This window comes from Dyadobacter sp. Leaf189 (assembly GCF_001424405.1).
Lineage (GTDB): Bacteria > Bacteroidota > Bacteroidia > Cytophagales > Spirosomataceae > Dyadobacter.
Window position 1 is genome coordinate 1,271,765 of the sequence record NZ_LMPS01000001.1, and the last position, 17,235, is coordinate 1,288,999.

General features: G+C 47.4%; 9 protein-coding genes. All 9 read left to right on the plus strand.

Annotated elements, in window-relative coordinates:
- The first annotated feature begins 58 nt into the window (after positions 1 to 58).
- Positions 59 to 2,428 (plus strand): ABC transporter permease, encoded by a 2,370-nt coding sequence (locus ASG33_RS05400; protein WP_056281147.1) that lies wholly within the window; start codon positions 59 to 61, stop codon positions 2,426 to 2,428.
- 300 nt (positions 2,429 to 2,728) lie between these two features.
- Positions 2,729 to 3,763: an ABC transporter permease gene (locus tag ASG33_RS05410; protein WP_162242726.1), complete on the plus strand. Its 1,035-nt coding sequence runs from the start codon at positions 2,729 to 2,731 to the stop codon at positions 3,761 to 3,763.
- A gap of 20 nt (positions 3,764 to 3,783) precedes the next feature.
- Positions 3,784 to 6,216 (plus strand): ABC transporter permease, encoded by a 2,433-nt coding sequence (locus tag ASG33_RS05415; protein ID WP_056281152.1) that lies wholly within the window; start codon positions 3,784 to 3,786, stop codon positions 6,214 to 6,216.
- A 249-nt stretch (positions 6,217 to 6,465) separates the two neighbouring features.
- Positions 6,466 to 8,847 (plus strand): ABC transporter permease, encoded by a 2,382-nt coding sequence (locus tag ASG33_RS05420; RefSeq protein ID WP_056281155.1) that lies wholly within the window; start codon positions 6,466 to 6,468, stop codon positions 8,845 to 8,847.
- A 30-nt stretch (positions 8,848 to 8,877) separates the two neighbouring features.
- Entirely contained in the window at positions 8,878 to 11,250 is a 2,373-nt protein-coding gene (locus ASG33_RS05425) for an ABC transporter permease (RefSeq protein WP_056281156.1), read from the plus strand.
- A gap of 161 nt (positions 11,251 to 11,411) precedes the next feature.
- Complete coding sequence (locus tag ASG33_RS05430) at positions 11,412 to 12,911, plus strand: capsule assembly Wzi family protein (protein ID WP_229238562.1); 1,500 nt, start codon at positions 11,412 to 11,414, stop codon at positions 12,909 to 12,911.
- Between the two features lie 214 nt (positions 12,912 to 13,125).
- Positions 13,126 to 15,525 carry an ABC transporter permease gene (locus ASG33_RS05435; RefSeq protein ID WP_056281161.1) on the plus strand — a complete coding sequence of 800 codons (2,400 nt, stop codon included), beginning with the start codon at positions 13,126 to 13,128 and terminating at the stop codon, positions 15,523 to 15,525.
- 59 nt (positions 15,526 to 15,584) lie between these two features.
- Positions 15,585 to 15,872 (plus strand): hypothetical protein, encoded by a 288-nt coding sequence (locus tag ASG33_RS05440; RefSeq protein WP_056281164.1) that lies wholly within the window; start codon positions 15,585 to 15,587, stop codon positions 15,870 to 15,872.
- Between the two features lie 102 nt (positions 15,873 to 15,974).
- Complete coding sequence (locus ASG33_RS05445) at positions 15,975 to 17,183, plus strand: hypothetical protein (protein WP_056281166.1); 1,209 nt, start codon at positions 15,975 to 15,977, stop codon at positions 17,181 to 17,183.
- The last annotated feature ends 52 nt before the right edge of the window (positions 17,184 to 17,235 follow it).

Genomic DNA, 17,235 nt, shown 5'->3' on the forward strand with positions numbered 1-17,235 from the left:
TATAAATCCCTTTCCTCATTCCTCCCTTTCTTCCCTTTCCTCCTTAAAAATAAGAACTATGCTGAAAAACTATCTGAAAATCGCTTTCCGGACGCTGGTACATAGCAAGACCTACTCGGTGATCAATATTGCCGGGTTGGCTTTGGGAATGGCCGTTTCTGTTTTGATCCTCATTTTCGTCATGCACGAGCTGAGTTTTGATAAGTTCCATGCAAACCATGAACGCATATTCAGGCTTGTTGCCAAGATCAGGATAGACGGCAATGATCTTCAAATGACCGGGTTTAAGCGGGAGGTTGGTCCGGCATTGAAAAGGACGGAGCCGCACGTAAAGGATTTTGTGCGGATTAAAGAAGCTTATGACAAAGTGGTAATGAAATCGCCGGCTACCGGCCAGCTTTTCTACGAGGAAAATTTCCTTTTTGCGGATCCTTCCTTTTTCTCCGTATTCTCATTCACGTTCAAGGAAGGAAGCAGTCGCGCGCTCGACAAGCCGTTTACGCTGGTGATTTCCGAGCGGGCGGCGCATAAGTACTTCGGCACAGCCGATCCCATTGGAAAGACGATTTTGTACGATGGAAAACATCCGATGCAAATCACCGGTATCATTGAAAATGCGCCTTCCAACTCCACATTTGACCTCGATTTTATTACTGCTGCCAGTACTTTCCCACAGATAAGCGAACAGAACAAAGCGCTCTATGAAAATGAAGGTGTCTTTACCACTTACCTGCTGCTTGACTCGGAAAAGTCGGCGCGCAATGTGGAAAACCGGATTGGAAAGCTTAGCAGTACTACCGATTTTTTTGATAAAGACTCAAAGTATGTGCTCGATCAGTTCAGCACAATCCATTTGGGAAACAACTTTGAAGGGATAGGAGCGGGCAGGATGATACCGGTTTTTGCAGGAATTGCATTGCTGATCCTGTTTCTCGCACTGTTTAATTATATGAGTCTTACCACAGCCCGTTCCACTTTACGCGCGAAAGAAGTGGGTGTGCGGAAGGTAGTAGGCGCAGGTAAAAAGGGCCTTGTTACACAGTTTTACATGGAGTCGGTCCTGGTTTGCACGATCGCATTCCTGCTGTCTTTTGTGCTCGTCAACCTGCTGATGCAGCCGTTTTATAACCTGCTTGGCCTGCATATAGACGCTGCATTCCTGCTGTCGCCGCCCTTTATAACTTTCCTGATTGTGCTGCTGGTAATCACCGCAATCTTCGCGGGCAGCTATCCAGCACTGGTACTGTCGGGATTTGCTCCATTGGAGGTACTAAAAGGCCGCCTCTCTGGCGGACAAAGTGGTGCGGCGGTCAGAAAGACGTTTATGGTTTTCCAGTTTACCGTTTCAATTGCATTGATCGTGTGCAGCCTGGTTGTGAAATACCAGCTTACATTCCTGCAAAACAAAGAGCTCGGCTTCTACAAAGATCAGGTGCTTGCCATTCCCATTACCCAGTCACTTGCCGGTAACTACTTTCCATTGCGGAATGAGATCCGCGGGCGCGCCGGGGTAAATGGCGTTTCGGCTACTAACTCGGGGCTTTTTAAAGGTTATAACATATGGTTCCTGAAAAATTTCACAACACAAAAGGACGTGGGACTGATCACGATGGTGGCCGACAAGAATTTTGTAAAAACACTGGGCTTAAAACTGAAAGTGGCCCCCCAGCCGGGCACGTATAAAAACCGGAACTATGTGCTGCTCAATGAAGCCGCGATCAAAGAGCTGGGGATAAAAGGGGACCCAGTAGGGCAGAAGCTGGGTGACAAGGATGAAATTGCCGGAATCGTCAAAAACTTTCACTATAACTCACCGCGGGAAGGTATACGCGGGCTGGGACTTTATGTGATGAGCGATACGACCAATATCCTCAAATACTCCAATTCCAATGGAATACTTTATGCCCGCCTTGATCCCAAAGCCGATATCAAGGCAAATGTGGAAGCGATCGGTCGGATCTTCAAAAAGTACGAACTGGACAAACCATTTGAGTACTACTTCCTGGACGATGCATTCAACGAAACATTCCAGACGGAGGTACGCATGTCAAAAATGTTCTCGCTGTTTACAGGCGTAGCCATTTTCATCGCCTGCATGGGACTTTTCGGGCTGGTTACATTCACTGCCGAAACGCGCACAAGGGAGATCGGGATCCGGAAAGTTCTGGGCGCGTCGGTGGCGGGGATTGTTACTTTATTATCAAAAGATTTTATCAGACTGGTATTGTTGTCGATTGTCTTTTCCCTGCCGATCGCCTGGTATTTCATGGAAAAATGGCTGGAAGATTTCTCCTATCGCATTCAAATCCCGGTCTGGATCTATCTCACCGCCAGCCTCGCCGCCATCATCATCGCCCTCATCACGATCAGTTTCCAAAGTATCAAAGCAGCCTTGATGAACCCGGTGGATTCATTGAAGCGGGAGTAAAAGAGAATGGAGTAACGGAATATCGAACAACTTAACACACTACATTATGATGCTGAACTATTTGAAGATTGCGTTTCGCAATCTCATCAACAACAAGACTTATTCCCTGATTAATGTCGCCGGACTTGCAATAGGACTGGCAGTTTCGTTCCTCATCTTGCTTTTTGTAATGCATGAGCTTAGTTATGACAGATTTAATAGCAAGGGTCATCGATAAGAAAACTGTTTATGGTATTTCAGTTTGCAGTTTCAACTGCACTCATTATTTGCAGCATGATAGTTAAAGATCAGGTTTCTTATATGCAGAATAGAGAATTGGGTTTGTACAAGGATCAAGTCTTATCTATCCCAGTTACGAATGACAGCATACAGCATCTTTTTGCATTAAAGGATGAACTGGTCCAACAAGCCGGGGTGCAGAGTGCATCCATTACTGATCTCGGGCTTTTTCGGAGTTATAACATTTGGTCTATCAAGGATTCACGTACAAACAAGAAAGTGAATTTGTATTACATAGTAACTGATCCTGGATTTATTAAAACGCTGGGTATTAAATGGAAAATTGCTCCTGCATCAGGGACATTTACCAGCAGAAAACATGTGTTGCTGAATGAGGCAGCTGTAAAGGCATTTGATATAGAGAAAAAACCGATAGGGAAGTCTGTTAACGATTTGGATGAAGTCGCTGGCGTTCTGAATGACTTTCAATTTACATCTCCTCGTGACGGCATTAAGCCGATGGCTTTGATGATTGAAACCGATCCAGGCAGTTTTGATAAAGCAGCTGGCTCTAACGGCGGCATACTTTACGCCCGGCTTGATACCAAAGCAGATGTGAAAAGTAGTATTCAGGCAATTGAACAAAAATTCGCGAAGTATTATCCCGGAAGACCATTCGAGTACTATTTTCTTGACGACGCGTTCAATCAAACCATTAAGACGGAAATAAGAATGGCGAAGATGTTCGCTGTATTTACAGGACTTGCGATTTTCATCGCCTGTATTGGTCTTTTCGGTTTGGTAACTTTTACGGCCGAAGTACGAACAAAAGAAATCGGAATAAGAAAGGTGCTTGGTGCTTCGGTAGCAAGGATTGTTGCATTGATAGCTCAGGATTTTGCAAGATTGGTAATGATCTCAATTGCAATCTCCATCCCCGTAGCCTGGTACTTCATGAATAAATGGTTACAGGATTTTCAGTACCGGATTGAAATAAGCTGGTGGATGCTCGCCGGCGCCGCGACCATCGCTATTGTTATCGCATTCATTACTATAAGCTTCCAAAGCATCAAAGCAGCCTTGATGAACCCGGTGGATTCATTGAAGCGGGACTGACGTCAAAAAACAGATATAACATGTTAATCAATCATCTCAAAATTGCATTGCGCACTTTGTTGCGGTACCGGAATTATACGATCCTGAATGTAATGGGCCTGTCCGTAGGCGTAGCTGCCTGCCTGCTGCTGTATGTTGTTTTTAATTACGAATCAGGCTTTGATAAATTCCATTCGAAACACGACCGCATTTACCGGATTGTGAGAGAAACGCAGTATCCCAGCGGTCAGACAGACTATTCTCCCGGTAACCCACTGCCTTTTTCAGCTGCATTGAAAGTGGATTTGCCGCAGCTCACAAAGATTGTCCCGGTAAATGGTACCATGGACGCGCAGGTTACGGTTTTAGGGAAAGATGCCAATAACCAATCGCAACATCAAAAGTTCAGGGAAGACGAGGAAGGCCTCATGACGGAGCCGGAGTTCTTTGACATCTTTGATTTTGCCTGGCTGGCTGGCTCAAAAGACGTATTAAAAGATCCCAATGTGGTCGTACTCTCCAGAAGAAGAGCCGAGAAGTACTTCGGGAGCTGGCAGGAAGCGGTTGGCAAGTATTTGAAGATCAACAATAAGGTGGTAATGCAGGTTGGCGGCATACTCGCTGATCCGCCGGTACACACCGATCTGCCCGTAGATATGGTGGTATCCTACGAGAGCAAGCGGCAGCAGCCATTGATGTTCGGTCACGGAGATTTCAGTAACTGGGGCGCCACCAGCAGCGACGATCAGATCTTTGTTCTTTTGCCTGAAAATATGACGGTAGCCTCAGTTGAAAACCTGCTTGCCAAATTCATAGTCAAACACTACGATAAAGAGAATCACCAGTCGAGGATAAAGCTGCATTTAAGTCCGCTCGCCGACCAGCATCACGATAGCCGCTATCTTAATTTCTCAAATCACCAAACCAGCAGGGGAGTACTCTGGACGCTCGTTGTCATCGGGTTTCTCATCATTTTTATGGCTTGCGTGAACTTTGTAAATCTCGCAACAGTGCAATCGGCGAGACGGGCAATGGAAGTGGGTGTGCGGAAAGTGCTGGGCAGCAGCCGGCAGGAGCTCATGAGGCAGTTCCTGAGTGAAACCTTTTTGGTCGTGAGCTTTTCAGTGGGGCTGAGTGCGCTGTTGGCCACGTTTTGTATGCCTCTTCTTGGCAAAATATCCCAGGTGCCGGCCGACCTTCCCGTAGTAAGCAATCCGCGGATCTGGTTGTTTGTCGTCATTCTTTCCCTTGCGATAAGCATGGTCGCGGGATTTTATCCAGCTATTGTTATGTCAGGCTTTAAACCAATTGAGGCTATCAAAAGCCGGGCAGCGACGCGGTCTATCGGAGGTATTTCGCTCCAAAAAGCATTGATCGTGATCCAGTTTGGTATGTCTCAAATCCTCGTGGTGGGTACAATCGTGACGATCACACAAATGCATTTCGTGCAAAACCTGGATATGGGTTTTACCAAAGAAGGGGTTTACTCGGTTACACTCGATGATGCTTACGGCAGCCGGTTTCAGACTTTTAAAAATGAGTTGCTGCAAGATCCGGAGATCAATGCGGTCAGCTTTGCTTCGGATGTGCCCTCGTCTGACAACAAATGGTCGGGAAACTTCGCATTTGACAACAGGGGTAAAGACGAGGATTTTCAGATATTCAACAAGTTTGCCGATGAGGATTATTTCAAAACATACGGACTGGAATTTGTTGCCGGAAAGCATTACGAGCGGGGAGATTCGGTTGGCTCGTGTGTGGTGAATGAGACTTTGCTGAAAAAGCTGAATATCAAAGATCCTGCTTCGGTAGTCGGTAAAAACATCAGACTGGGCGGAGGAAGCTGGCAGCCAATCGTGGGTGTTGTGAAAGATTTTAAGACCAGCTCGGCGCGCGAAGCAATGACGCCGGTACTGATCCTGCCTATGAAGCAGTTTTACTGGCAGAGCGGCATTAAAATCCGCACGCAAAACCTCTCCAAGTCAGTTGCGTATATTGAGCGTGTTTACGGCAAAGTGTTCCCCGAAGTAGCTTTTCAGGGTGAGTTTTTCGACGAGTCGATCATCGATTTTTATAAACAGGAAAGACAAATGAGCCTGCTCTATCAGATTTTTGCAGGATTGTCGATCTTCATCGCCTGTCTCGGGCTGTTCGGTCTTGCTACATTCATGGCGCAGCAGCGGATGAAAGAGATTGGTGTCCGTAAAGTACTCGGCGCGTCTGTTTCCAGCATTGTAACGCTGCTATCCAGAGATTTCCTCACCCTTGTTGCGATTGCCATTTTGATCAGCTCGCCCGTAGCCTGGTACTTCATGAATAAATGGTTACAGGATTTTCAGTACCGGATCGAAATAAGCTGGTGGATGTTCGCCACCGCCGCAGCCCTCGCCATTGTCATCGCATTCATCACTGTAAGTTTCCAAAGTATCAAAGCAGCCTTGATGAACCCGGTGAAGAGTTTGAAAAGTGAGTAGGGAGAAGGAGGAAAGGGAGGACGGGGGAAAAGGAGGAAGGGGCTGGTATTTCGCCGTTAATCCGAACAAAAAACGTCCGAATGCGAACAGTGGTTTTCTGTGTTTAAATTGTAAATACCTTATTTTGAGCTTCTTAGGTAGGTGTTCTGGTGTTGGCGCATAATTTGTATCACCGCCAATAGCTAATAGCTAACAGCCAAACCCCATTCTCCATATTTACTTTCCTCCATACGTTTAACCCAATAAGGAATGTTAAAAAACTATCTGAAAATCGCTTTTCGAAACCTTTGGAAGCATAAGGTTTTTTCTTTTATCAATGTAATGGGACTGACCGTAGGGATGTCGGCTTGCTTCCTGATTTTCCTGTATGTCAGCTTTGAGCTGAATTATGATGCTTTTCATAGCAAGGGAGATCGTATTTACAGGCTCGTTACCGACATTAAAACGCCCTCCGAAACCATTAACACCAGTTCTACCTCGTGGGCTTTTGCTCCGGCTATTGCTGCTGATCTTCCTGAGGTGGAGGCTTTTACGCGAGTTAGCGGCGGTAGTTTCCTTGTCAGGAAAGGCGATATCAAATTTCAGGAGGAGAATACGGTTTTTGCGGATTCCAGCTTTTTCCGTGTTTTTGATTTTAAACTGTTAAAAGGAAATCCAAAAACGGCATTGAAGAACCAGCTCAGCCTGGTACTGAGTGAAAAGGCTGTGGAAAAGTATTTCGGCAATGCGGACCCGATCGGACAAACGCTCCTGCTCTCAGGTGACGGGCTGCCTGCGGTGGTAACGGGCGTTTTGCAGGATATTCCTGAAAATTCGCAGATCAAGGCGGATATGATTATTTCCATGTCCACGCAAACGCAGCGGTTTAGCAAAGACCTGGACGAACAATGGGGCAATTTCGGCGCTACTACTTACCTGCTGCTCAAACCCGGAACTACCGGGGCTGCACTGGAAAAGAAGCTGCCTGCTTTTTTGAAAAAACGGGCTGGTAAGCTGATGGACCAGATGCAGATGCATTACACCCTTTTTCTGGAACCGCTCAGAGATGTATACCTGCATTCGACACGCGGCGGGCAGGAGACGGGGAGTATGAACAATGTGTACATATTTGCGGCAGTTGCGATCTTTATCCTGCTGATCGCGTGCATTAACTTTATCAATCTCACTACCGCGCGTTCCGTTGAGCGGGCAAAAGAAGTGGGAATCCGCAAAGTGGTAGGAGCGCCTAAATCCCTGGTGGCGCGGCAGTTTATCAGTGAATCGGTGCTGCTTTGTCTCATTGCATTCATTTTATCCATGCTCCTGTCGGCTGCCTTGATGCCGTTGTTCAATACGCTCGCCGGAAAGATCATCAGCACGGGTATTTTCAGTAATCCTTCTTACGTATTGATCATGTTTGTGGCGGCATTGTGCATTGGTGTGCTGGCGGGGATCTATCCGGCTCTGGTACTTTCGTCATTTGAGCCGGTGGTTGTATTAAAAGGCAGGTTTACCACGAGTGTGAAAGGGATATTGCTGAGAAAAGGGTTGGTAACAGTTCAGTTTGCGATTTCAATTGCGCTGATCATTTCAACGATCGTGGTTTATACACAAATGAACTACATGCGCAACCGCGACCTGGGTTTTGCCAAAGACCAGATGCTGATCGTGAACTCTCAGGGAGATCCTAAAAAGGAAGCATTCAGGCAGTCGCTGACTAATCTGGCCGGCGTGAAATCGACTACCATTTCTTCCAGCGTACCTGGTAGCGGCAATCCCGGCGCCTATTCAGAGATCGAGAACAAGAGCGGGGATCTGCAGATCGCCAACCTCGATCTGTACTTTGTCGATTTTGACTATATCCAGCATTTTGGCTTGAAAATGGCTGCGGGCCGGCCGTTTTCAAAGGAATTTGGAACAGATACCACACAGGCAATGGTCATGAATGAAGCTGCGGCCAAGCTTTTCGGGTACAGCAAGCCGGAAGAAGCGATTGGTCGCAGGTTCAAGCAGTGGGGCAGGGAAGGCAAGATTGTGGGTGTTGTCAAAGATTTCCACTTCCGTTCATTGCAGGAAACGATCAAGCCGCTTACCATGCGCATTGAACCCAATGGGACAGAGCTGATTTCCGTAAAAATGGAAGGCAAGGATGTGAAAACCACATTGGCGGCAGTAGAGCAGAAGTGGAAGCAAATGATTCCGGAGCGACCATTTAGCTACTATTTCATGGATGAATTTTTCGACCGGCAGTACCGGGCGGAAGAGCGTTTTGAAAAGCTGTTCTTCAACTTCGCCATACTGGCTATTTTCATTTCGTGCCTGGGACTGCTCGGCCTGGCTTCTTACAGTACCATGCAGCGCACGAAAGAGATCGGTGTGAGAAAAGTAATGGGCGCGTCGATCGGCAGCATAGTCGGACTGCTTTCCAGGGATTTTCTGAAACTGGTATTCATCGCATTCATTATTGCCTCGCCGGTGGCCTACTTTGCGATGTACAAATGGCTCGAAAACTTTGCGTACAAAACAGATATATACTGGTGGATATTCGTACTCGCCGGCATTCTTTCCACCGCCATCGCCTTCCTGACCGTCAGCTTCCAGAGTATCCGGGCCGCAGTCATGAATCCGGTGCGGAGTTTGAGAAGTGAGTAAAAGGGAGAAAGGAGGAAAACCCAAAAAACTATGTTCAACAACTATCTTAAAATTGCGTTTCGTAACCTCTGGAAAAATAAGGGTTACTCAGCTATTAACATTGTCGGGTTGTCGGTGGGAATGGCGGTGGCTGTGCTGATCGGGCTCTGGGTTTTTGATGAGCTTTCGTTTAATAAGTACCATAAAAATTACGACCGCCTGGGCCAGGTCTGGCAGTTCGTCAAATTTGATGTCGAGAAGTCGGCGTACAATGTAGCGCCGGTTCCTTTGGCAGAGGAGCTGCGAAGTAAGTATCCGGACTTTGAAAAGGTCAGTCTTTCCGGATTCAAATCAGCGATTTTATCTGCCGGAGAAAAGAAGTTTGAGCAGACCGGCCAGTATGTCGAGCCTGATTTCATCGGGATGATGGGCGTGAAAATTGTTGCAGGTACCGGCAGCAATTTTGCAGATATCAATTCAATTCTGCTTTCAGAATCGCTGGCCAGATCATTTTTCGGAGCTGAAAATCCGCTTAACAGAATGATCAGGATTAACAACAAGGAAGAAGTAAAAGTAGCAGGGATTTATGAAGATATGCCGTCGAGCAGCAGTTTTAAGGAAGCGTCTTTTCTTGCTCCCTGGAAGTTGCTGGTTTCAATGGATAACTATGCGAGAAGCGCTTCCACACAATGGGACGAAAATTCATTTCAGGTATATGTACAGCTGAAAGAAGGAGCTGATTTCGGTAAGGTATCTTCCAAGATCAAAGAAACGAGAATGAAAAGGGATGATCCGCCTGCTTACCATCCCGAGTTTTTCATTCATCCGATGAGCAGCTGGCACTTGTACTCGGATTTTCAAAACGGGATCAACACAGGCGGGATGATCACGTTTGTCTGGCTGTTTGGTACAATAGGTGTATTTGTGCTTTTGCTTGCTTGTATCAACTTTATGAACCTGAGTACGGCGCGGTCAGAGAAGCGGGCGAAGGAAGTAGGTATCCGGAAGGCAATTGGCTCGTTGCGGCAGCAGCTGATCAGTCAGTTCTTTTGTGAATCGTTCCTGGTGGTATTTATCGCGTTTTCCATTTCCATTCTGTTGGTCGCATTGTCGCTGCCGATGTTCAATCAGGTGGCAGAAAAGGAAATAACATTGCCTGTGGCAAATCTGCGTTTCTGGATCGCCGGACTTGGTTTCAGTGCAATAACTGCATTGATCTCGGGCAGTTATCCCGCGTTTTACCTCTCCTCATTTCAGCCATTGAAAGTTTTGAAAGGGACCTTCAGAGTTGGCAAGCTTGCATTGATTCCGCGCAAAGTACTGGTGGTGCTGCAATTTACAGTTTCAGTCACTTTGATAGCAGGTACGATCATTGTTTTCAGACAAATAGAATTTGCCAAAGACAGGCCGGTGGGTTACAACAGGGAAGGTTTGATTGAAGTGGAGATGAGCACTCCTGACTTGTACAACCACTATAATGCACTGAAAAACGAGCTGCTTGGTTCCGGCGCAGTTTCCGCATTCTCTGAATCAAGCGGCTCTTTGACAGTACAGTATGGGGGTACCACCAATATTTCCTGGGCTGGTAAAGCATCCGGGTCTCAGCCGCTGATTATGTCCAACTCAGTAACGCACGATTACGGTAAAACGGTAGGATGGAAGCTAAAAGCCGGAAGGGACTTTTCCCGGGATTTCTCAACAGACTCCTCCGCCATTATCCTGAACGAAACCGCTGCAAAACTGATGGGATTCAAAAAGCCACTTGAAGCCGTTGTTAAATTGAACGGTAGAGAATTCAGGGTGATCGGAGTGATTGAAAATATGATCAAGGAATCACCTTTTTCGGAAGTAAGTCCATCATTTTTCGTGATTAACTATACTGGAGTGAATATGATCAATATGCGCTTATCAGGCACATTGGGCATAAGCCAGTCACTTGCACGTATCGAAAACGTATTCAAAAAGTTCAGTCCGGGCAGTCCGTTTGAGTACCGCTTTGTGGACAAGGAGTTTTTAAAGAAGTTTGGCGAAGAAGAGCGGATCGCACGTTTGGCTTCATTTTTCACATTGCTCGCAATCTTCATTTCATGTCTCGGACTCTTCGGGTTGTCTTCGTTTGTAGCCGAGCAACGGACCAAGGAAATAGGAGTTCGAAAGGTGCTAGGTGCTTCCGTGGCGAATCTTTGGCAACTGCTTTCTCGTGATTTCGTCTTTCTGGTTATGTTATCCTGCCTTATATCCTGTCCGATTGCAGGGTATTTCATGGAAAGCTGGCTGGACCACTACACGTACCGCGAGCCGATCTCCTGGTGGGTATTCGGATTAACAGGCTGCGGTGCGCTCCTGATCACACTGCTGACAGTAAGTTACCAGGCAATCAAAGCCGCACTTGTTGACCCTGTGCGGAGTTTGAGAAGTGAGTGAAATAAAGGAGGAAAGGGAGGATGGAGGAAGTCCCTTTCCTCCCCTTATTCCCTTTCCTCCTTTTCCTAAAACCTATAGGAGTAATTAGGGCTTTTTGAGGCTTTGCGCATAGATATACATTGCAAGCTCTTATCTTGCAGTATATTACTTCATCTAGCAAGATGCCTCTGCCCAGAATATTTACAATCACATTTATAGCGATCGCAATGCTGTGGTCGGTCTGCTCATACGGGCAAAGAAAACCCTTACCAGCTCATTTGTCGGCACAGGCAGAGCTTGGCGTGATCGCCGCCTCCAATGAAACTACACCGTTCTGGCTACGTACCAATCAGTTTGGTATCATTCCTACTGACGCTCCGGCGGCATTGCTGTCTGCTGCGCTGCGCAGGAACTATGTTTTTTATGATAGCCTCAGTAAAAAGGCACGCAAGTTCGACTGGAGTGCCTCTGTAAAGCCCGTATTGGTTTATTCCAAAGCAAACGACGCCAAAGTGCTGTTGCCCGAGGCTTACGCCAGTGTGCGTTTCAAAAATGTTGAGCTTTATGCCGGCAGGAGAATGGAGCTGATGGGACTCGGGGATTCTACGCTGAGTATGGGCTTTTACTCCGGCTCCGGAAATGCATTGCCGATACCCAAAGTGCAGATTGGTACCATTGGTTTTACACCTCTCAAATTCACGAAAAATTTCCTCGCGATCCACGCCGGCTTCTCACACGGCTGGTTTGCTACCAACTACCTTGAAGGTGTGCGTTTGCACCAGAAGTTTATGTATTTCCGGTTCGGAAAGCCCAAATCGAATGTGAAGGTATACGCCGGTCTTAACCACAACGTGCTTTGGGCCGGGCAGGCCGATTATCTGAAAAATGAGCCAGACCTGGCCAAAGACGGCAAATTCCCATCTTCATGGAGCCTTTATCCGAACATTGTATTTGCCTATACTCCTAAAAACTGGTACGAGAAAAATGGTTACGGCGCATTTGACAGTTACCGCCTTGGTAACCACCTGGGGAGCTATGATTTTGGTGTGGAAGCAAAGGTGCTTGGCTATAATATGTTTGTATACCACCAGCACCCGTTTGAGGATGTTTCCAGTATGATTTTTAAAAATGTTCCTGACGGGCTTTATGGGATCAGCTTTAAATCGAAGAATGCAGCTGCCGGAAATATGTTCAGACTTACGCGGCTTACGCTGGAATTCCTGACTACCAAAGATCAGTCCGGGTCGACATTCTATATACCTGGCAGCAAATTCCAGGGAGCTGATAATTACCTGAACCATAGCCAGTATGTACAGGGATGGTCTTATCAGGGCAATGCGGTGGGGACACCTTTCATTATCCCCGGCAAAGATATGGATCAAAGCAGGCCGAAAAGCGGACGTTTTTATCCCAACAATCGCGTCAACGTATGGTATGCAGGGGCACAGGCTATTTTAGGTAAATCCTGGCAATTTGGAGTGCGCGGTTCGTTCAGCCGGAACTTCGGAACCCCCGGCGACAGCTTTGAGCCTCCGCGCAGTCAATTGTCACTTCTGGCATCTGCCGGGTACAAACTTCCCAAGCTAAGGAACACCAGCCTTACAGCCCGCCTGTCGACCGATAGCGGCGAAATTTTCAGGAACAGCACTGGCGGTTTTCTCGGCATTTCAAGGACCTGGTAGCGGGCCGGATTGTCACTGCAATTTACAATGTTCAAAGGTGGACAAGCCTGTCCGCTTTTGAACATTTTTTTTGGTTTATAGTCGCGCAGGCAGTTGTATATGAGGTATTTACAGAGCTTGGCATAGGTTTGTTGCAAAAGGTTATTTACATGAAACAGCTTCCCGAAGCGTCACTTTAATCATGTGAGTACAAACCCTTTTTCCTGACAGGCAGATGCTTAAAAACTACCTCAAAATTGCATTTCGAAACATCTGGAAAAACAAGGTTTTTTCTGCGATCAATATCATCGGTCTGGCAGTAAGTATGGCGGCCTGTATCGTGATCATGCTATTTGTGGTTTACGAAAAGAGTTTTGACCGGCAGCACTCAAAAAATATTTACCGCCTCGACGAAGTACAGAAATTTGAAGGAATGGTGGCACCGCAGAAAGTGGCACTTTCTATGTTCCCGATGGGCCCGACCCTCAAAAATGAATACCCGGAGATCCGCAACTACACACGCGTCAACGCAAGTACCGACATGCTCGTTATGCGGGGACAAAAGAAGGTGGAGCTACCAAGAATCCTCTGGGCTGATTCCAGCTTTTTCAGCCTGTTTGATTTCAGGCTGCTGGAAGGAGAGCGCGAAAATGTACTTAAAGAGCCAAATACCGTGGTGTTATCCCGGGAATATGCCACCAACATTTTCGGGAACGAAGATCCGATCGGCAAGACGATCAACCACTACGGGAGCGATACACTTGCTTTGAAGGTGACCGGAATCATGGAAAATGTACCTGCCAATTCCCACCTGCAGTTTGACGCATTGTTCTCGTTCAGTTCAATCACGCGCCCCGATTTCATGGACAACTGGGGCGGCAACTGGCTGGTCACTTATCTTGAACTTGCACCTGGTACCAACGTCGCCAGCCTTGAAAGGAAGTTCCCTTCCTTTTTGCAAAAGCACATGAAAGGAGATAACTGGAAGTTCTATGAGCTCTTTTTACAACCGCTCGCCGAAGTGCATGCGAAGTCCACCGACATCACGCACGATTACATCAACTTCCAGAAATTCGATCAGAAATACACTTATATCTTCTCATTGATCGCGCTGATCGTACTGGTTATTGCGTGTGTGAACTTCATGAACTTGTCAACCGCACGGTCTACCGGCCGGGCCAAAGAGGTAGGTATCCGTAAGTCCATTGGCGCGCAGCGCTTGCAGCTTTCCGGTCAGTTTTTGGGCGAATCTATTCTGCTATGCATGATTTCGCTGGTGCTCGCTGTATTGATCGTCAAGCTGCTGCTTCCATCCGTCTCGGATTTCAGTCAGCGAAAGCTCGATTTTTCTATTTTCACCAATCTGCGCCTGTTGCTGATTGTACTGGGCGGAACGGTGCTGATCGGTATTTTCTCCGGACTTTACCCGGCCGCATTTCTCTCCGCATTCGAGCCGATCAAGGTTTTAAAAGGTACTTTACGCACTGGCAAAAGCACGTTCAGGAGTGCATTGGTGATCACGCAGTTTACCAGCGCCGTTTTCCTGATTATCGCCACGGGTTTCGCTGTGCGGCAGCTTCGTTTTATGGTTACAAAAGATCCGGGTTTTGATAAGGAACAAGTAATTATTATCCCGCTCGATTCGAAGTCAGGTCCCAAATACGCCTCGCTCAAACAGGAGCTGCTCACCAGTCCTTTCGTGGAGTCGGTCACAGGTTCGCAGCAGCGGCTGGGCAACAATTTTCACCAGACCGGGGTAAGGTTCCAGGGCACGGGACCGGTGAAGGAAATCGCATCGTCACAGGTGATTGTGGATCCCGACTATCTCAAACTATACAAGATCAAGCTGATCGCCGGACGGAATTTTGAAGATACGCCGGGCGATAATGCAAAAACCTATATTATCAACGAGGCACTTGCCAAAAAGCTGCTGCAGGAAGAGCCGACTTTAACCTTGCAATCGCTGATTGGAAAACGGTTTGGTTTCGGCGGAATGGATTCGCTTTCTACCATAGTTGGCGTGGCGGAAGATTTCAATTTCAATTCTCTTCACCATAAAATAGAAACCTTGTGCCTGTTCAACCAAAAAGACTGGGGCTATTCCGAAATGTCCGTGCGGATCAAAGGTACCCAGAATGAGCAGGCTATATCGGCTATCAAAGCGCAATGGACGCGGATCGTACCCGACCAGCCTTTTACGTATTCATTCCTCGACGAACATTTCGCCGAACTTTACCGCGCCGATACGCAGGTGAGCGAAATCGTAGGTATACTGGCTGGCTTGGCGGTATTCATTTCCTGTCTGGGTCTGTTCGGTTTGGCTTCTTACTCCGCCGAGCGGCGTTTCAAGGAGATAGGCGTACGGAAAGTAATGGGCGCTTCGGTCGCAGGTATTGTGGCGCTGCTTTCGGGTGATTTTATCAGACTGGTGATTGTGTCAATCCTGATCGCCTCGCCGCTCGCCTGGTGGGCTGTCTCCACGTGGCTGCACGATTTTGCTTACCGCATCGATGTGGAATGGGGCATATTCCTGAGTGCTGCGGTACTCGCCGTGCTCGTTGCATTGGCGACGATCAGCTTCCAGAGTATCAAGGCCGCATTGATGAACCCGGTCAAGTCGCTGCGTTCGGAATAGTGTTCCGGTACAAGTAAATGTTGGTTTGAACTTAAAATGAACATTAATATAGCAATCTCATGAGCCACATTGCCATTCCAATCCCACCGCTTCAGGGGAAGCAGGAGATTAAAGTTGAAGTGACGATCAATGGAATTAAACAAAACTTATTTTACCGGGTCGAGCTGTTTTACTGGGAAGATTGCTCCAACCCCGTAGCGCATCGCGCCGACTGCATTAGTGAAATGCTGTCGCACCACGATCCCGACTGGACGGTGTACTACATAGGCGCGCCCACCGACGAGTTTGTGCCCATTACGTTTGTTAAAAAAGAAAGCAGAAACCTGTTAAGAGAAGCTATCGCGTAAACACTACATCTTTCAGATTAAGGAAATCTTTATTTGCATCATTGTTGCATTTGTGGTTATCGAACCTATATTTGCATCATTGTTGCATTTAAAGGTTTTTTTATGAAAAAGGGTTTATTCAAAAGTTTGTTGATCGCTGCGGCACTGCTGAGCTTTACTGCCTGCGATAATGACAATGAAAAGGAAGTGGAGCCGGAGCTCGAAATGGAGCACCGTTTTGTGCGCATCCTGGTAAATGATGAAGTTTCCAACGAGGTATCGCTGGTGGATCCTCAGAAGCTGACCGCCGAAAAGTTTACGGCCGGTTTCCCTAAATCTGCATTGTACCGCACCGCGGCGGGAAGGTTTGGTGCCCTGGTTAATGGAACCAATAATCATGTGCAGCTCTTTGACACAGGTTTGGAAGGGCACGGCGACCATGTGGATGTAAAAGGTACCCCCAAGTTTGGCGCATTGATCGGAGATGGAAACAAGCCGACACACTTCAAGAGCAAGGGTGACGAGATTATTACATTCAATGACGGTGACGGCACATTGAGCATTGCGCAGCAGGCGGATTTTCATACAACCGGCGCGAAAATGAAGCTGATCAATGCGGGGAATGTGGCCCACCACGGCGCTATGACCAAGTTTGACAATGGAACTTATGCGATCACCGAGAAGGACGGTTCAGTTGCAGGGAGTTTGCCGGAGCGTGTTAAAATCATTGATGGTACCGGGAAAACCGTACATCCTTCCAGCATTCAGACGAAAGGTATTCATGGAAATGCGTCGAATGGACATACTTCGGTTTTCGGCTCGGCGAGCGGAATACTGGTAGTCGACCAGTCGGGTGCACAAAAGCTGATCCCGCACCCTGCCGACTTTGGCGATGCCTGGTTTGGCAGTATTTTCGAGGCGGCGGGTGTTGGCAAGTTTGTAGGCTTTACGGCTGCAAAGGGTGCTTTTCTTATTGATGTTGACAAAGGCGAGGTGAAGCCGGTGCTGGCCAGCGCGGATATTATGCAGGCAAAGATAGACCTGGCCGGCAAGAACCTGGTCGCATTGATGTACAATGGAGAAGTGAAGCTGTTTGACCTCGCGACGGGAGCAGAGAAAGTGAGCGGAATGGTGATTTCTCCGGTTGCGAGAAACGAAACGCAAAAACCGCAGGTAGAAGCGACCGCCAGGTACATGTATATCACCCAGCCTAAATCGGGGGAGCTTCTGCAGATCAGTACTGCAAACCTGGCCCGCATTCAACGCGTCAAAGTGTCGGGAACACCTTACCGGCTCAGTATTCTTGGATTTGAATCCAGCGAAGGACATTGATAATGTTGCAATCTGTAGGCATAATTAACATTGCCGACAGATTGCAACTTTT

Bases quoted from the DNA above. Each gene is read 5' to 3' on its own strand.
- ASG33_RS05440 (WP_056281164.1), top strand. From the start codon at position 15,585: ATGAGCCACATTGCCATTCCAATCCCACCGCTTCAGGGGAAGCAGGAG.
- ASG33_RS05445 (WP_056281166.1), top strand. From the start codon at position 15,975: ATGAAAAAGGGTTTATTCAAAAGTTTGTTGATCGCTGCGGCACTGCTG.
- ASG33_RS05410 (WP_162242726.1), top strand. From the start codon at position 2,729: ATGCAGAATAGAGAATTGGGTTTGTACAAGGATCAAGTCTTATCTATC.
- ASG33_RS05400 (WP_056281147.1), top strand. From the start codon at position 59: ATGCTGAAAAACTATCTGAAAATCGCTTTCCGGACGCTGGTACATAGC.
- ASG33_RS05420 (WP_056281155.1), top strand. From the start codon at position 6,466: ATGTTAAAAAACTATCTGAAAATCGCTTTTCGAAACCTTTGGAAGCAT.
- ASG33_RS05425 (WP_056281156.1), top strand. From the start codon at position 8,878: ATGTTCAACAACTATCTTAAAATTGCGTTTCGTAACCTCTGGAAAAAT.
- ASG33_RS05435 (WP_056281161.1), top strand. From the start codon at position 13,126: ATGCTTAAAAACTACCTCAAAATTGCATTTCGAAACATCTGGAAAAAC.
- ASG33_RS05430 (WP_229238562.1), top strand. From the start codon at position 11,412: ATGCCTCTGCCCAGAATATTTACAATCACATTTATAGCGATCGCAATG.
- ASG33_RS05415 (WP_056281152.1), top strand. From the start codon at position 3,784: ATGTTAATCAATCATCTCAAAATTGCATTGCGCACTTTGTTGCGGTAC.